The sequence below is a fragment of the Nonomuraea diastatica genome (assembly GCF_004349015.1).
In the GTDB taxonomy this organism is placed as follows: domain Bacteria; phylum Actinomycetota; class Actinomycetes; order Streptosporangiales; family Streptosporangiaceae; genus Nonomuraea; species Nonomuraea diastatica.
The window spans coordinates 1-2,909 of the sequence record NZ_SMKP01000364.1 but is presented as its reverse complement, the minus strand read 5'-3'; the positions used below and the strand labels follow the sequence as shown (position 1 = coordinate 2,909).

The 2,909-nt window shown below is 71.9% G+C and carries 2 protein-coding genes; both read left to right on the top strand.

Annotation, left to right across the window (positions count from 1 at the left end):
- The first annotated feature begins 147 nt into the window (after positions 1–147).
- A complete protein-coding gene (locus E1294_RS51525; RefSeq protein WP_342775167.1) occupies positions 148–1,962 on the top strand; it encodes a serine/threonine-protein kinase in 1,815 nt (604 codons plus the stop codon).
- 4 nt (positions 1,963–1,966) lie between these two features.
- Positions 1,967–2,909, top strand: a 943-nt coding sequence (locus E1294_RS51520) for a serine/threonine-protein kinase (RefSeq protein ID WP_132520552.1), incomplete at its 3' end; no start/stop codon positions are given.

Sequence of the window (2,909 nt, the reverse complement as noted above, 5' to 3'; positions counted from 1 at the left end):
GCGGGGAGGCCGGGGCGCCGACCTTGCCCCCGGGATCGGGGGGCATCGCGACCGGAGGCTGCGTGCCCACGTTCCGCACGGCGATGAGCCCGCCGCCGAGCACCGCGACCGTCGCGGCGGCGGCCATGACGCCCATCGCCCACCCTGGTGGCTTCGAGGTCGACGGCTGCCCGCTGCCCTGGTCCGGCCAGTAAGACGCAGGTGGCACAGGTGGTGCTGTGGTCATCATCGCTCCGCTGCTCGGACTCATTCGATTGTTGCGGCGTGAAATATAGCGAATTGAAACCTGCCCTCAATACTGTTGGCCGCGTGCCGGGAAACGGGGAAGGCAAAATAGCGGGCCGCTATCGAGTGTTGCAGACACTCGGCCAGGGAGGCATGGGCACGGTATGGCTCGCCCACGACGAGCTGCTTGACCGCCACGTCGCGGTCAAGGCCCTGCTGCTGCCTGAGTCGCTCACCGCGGCCGAGCGCGAGGAGGCGCTGCAGCGTGCGACACGTGAAGCGATGGCCGCCGCCCAGCTACGGCATCCGAACATCATCACGGTCCACGACGTGCTCACCCACAACGGCCTGCCCACGATCGTCATGGAGATGCTCAAGGGCCGCGATCTGAAGGACGCCGTGGCCGCCGAAGGCCCGTGGGCGCCGGAACGCGCGGCGGCGCTCGGGCTGCGGGTGCTGGACGCGCTGTCGGCCGCGCATGCCCACGGCATCCAGCACCGCGACGTCAAACCGGCCAACGTGTTCCTCACCGACGACGGACGGGTGGTGCTCACCGACTTCGGCATCGCCCGACTGGAGGACCAGGCCACGATCACCGAGTCGGGCCTGCTCGTCGGCTCCCCCGGCTACATCGCCCCGGAGCGGCTGCGCGGCGAGCGCGGCGGCCCGGCCTCCGACCTGTGGTCCCTGGCCGCCACCCTCTACGCCGCGGTCGAGGGCCAGGCTCCCTACACCGGCACCTCGCCCATGACGGTGCTGCGGGACGCCCTGACCCGGCCGCCCCGGCCCCCCGAGCGTGCCGGACGGCTCGGCCCGGTGCTCATGCAACTGCTGGCGCGCGAGCCGTACCAGCGCCCCGATGCGCGGCTGACAGCCCACTTGCTGCGGCAGGTGGCAGAAGGCGGGCAGGCCACCGCCCCCCTGTCCGTGCCCTTTTCCGGGCCCCTTTCCGGGCCCCTTTCCGGGCCCCTTTCCGGGCCCCTTTCCGGGCCCCTTTCCGGGCCGTCTGGCCCACGGAAGGGCAGCGGGCGCGGGCCGGTCCTCATCGGCGCCGGCCTGGTCGCGGCCGTGGCGGCCGTCGCGGCCACCGTCGCGCTCCTGCCGCGATCGGCGCCCACCACCCCGCAACCCACGACGACCGCCGGCGCGCTTGCCGCCACCTCCGCCCCCGTTCAGACACCGTCGGCGACGCCCTCCGCGACCGCGACGGCCGCGAGGTTCAGCGCGCCCGTGGACGTGTGCGCGCTCATGACGCCCACCCAGGTGCGCTCGCTGGTCCCGAAGGCCTCCCCCAAGGGCGCGAGCGAGAACGAAGGCTGCGCGTGGACGGCGCGCGGCAACGGCGTCGGCGTGATCCCGGTGGAGCCGGTCCCGCTGGAGAGCGCCTGGGGGCGCAGCGTGGACGAGGCCTCGGAGAGGTTCGTCAACAAGCTCAACGGTGCCGAATCCGGCGTGAAGATCACATGGAACTGGCCTGACATCGGCCTCGAGAAGACGATCACGCAGGAGTGCAAGGCGTACGAGAAAGTCAACGGCATCGGCGATGAGGCGTTCAGTTACGAGCTGGTCAACACCAAGGGCCAGGTGGAACGGCACGATGTGATCTTCCGCCTGAGCAACGTCGTGATGCAGATCAGATACGTCGACGTGAAAGAGATCGGCGACAACGAGGCCATGCGCAAGGGCGCGCGTGACGCCGCCCGATGGGTCGTGGCGGCGCTAGGACGCCAGGGGTGAAACGATGAATCAGCCACGACTCGTGGGCGGGCGCTACCAGGTGATCGCGCAGATCGGCAGGGGCGGGATGGGCGTCGTATGGCGCGCCCGTGACACGGTGATCGGGCGCGAGGTGGCGATCAAGCAGGTGCACCTGCCCGCGAACCTGTCCCCGGACGATCACGCGCGGCTGCGCGAGCGCACCCTGCACGAGGCTCGCGTCGCGGTGCAGGTCAGGCATCCCGCCGTGGTCGCGATCCACGACGTGGTCGTGGAGGGGTCCGAGCCGTGGATCGTCATGGAGCTCGTCGAAGGCCGCTCGCTCGATGAGGTCGTGAAGTCGGGCGGACCGCTGTCACCGGAGTGGGCCGCCTCGATCGGGCTGTTCGTGCTGTCCGCGCTGGCCGCCGCGCACACGCGCGGGCTGCTGCACCGCGACGTCAAGCCGGGCAACGTGCTGCTCGCCGGCGACGGCCGCATCCTGCTGTCCGACTTCGGCATCGCCACCAGGGCCGGCGGGCAGCCGGGCGGCGCGCCGATGGGGACACCGGGATTCACCGCTCCCGAGGCGCTCACCGAGGAGCCCGGCCGGGTCGCCGGACCCGCCGCCGACCTCTGGTCGCTCGGGGCGACGATCTACACGGCCGTCGAGGGCGTGCCTCCGTTCTCGCGTCCGACCGCCATGGCCACGCACGGCGCGGTGATGACCGAGCCGCCCAGGCCACCCCAGCGGGCGGGCGCGCTGGGGCCCGTGCTCATGCGGCTGCTGGAGAAGGAGCCCGCACGGCGCCAGGACACGGTGACGCTGAGGGCGGCCCTGCAACCCCTCACCGGCGGCACCGCCGCCACCATGCCCGCAGGGTCGCATCCGACGTCCTGGGTGCTGCCCAAGCTCCCGGTGTACGGGTCCGCCGCGGCCGTGCTCGCCATCTTCGTGACGGCGGTCGCCCTCATCCTGACCAGCACCC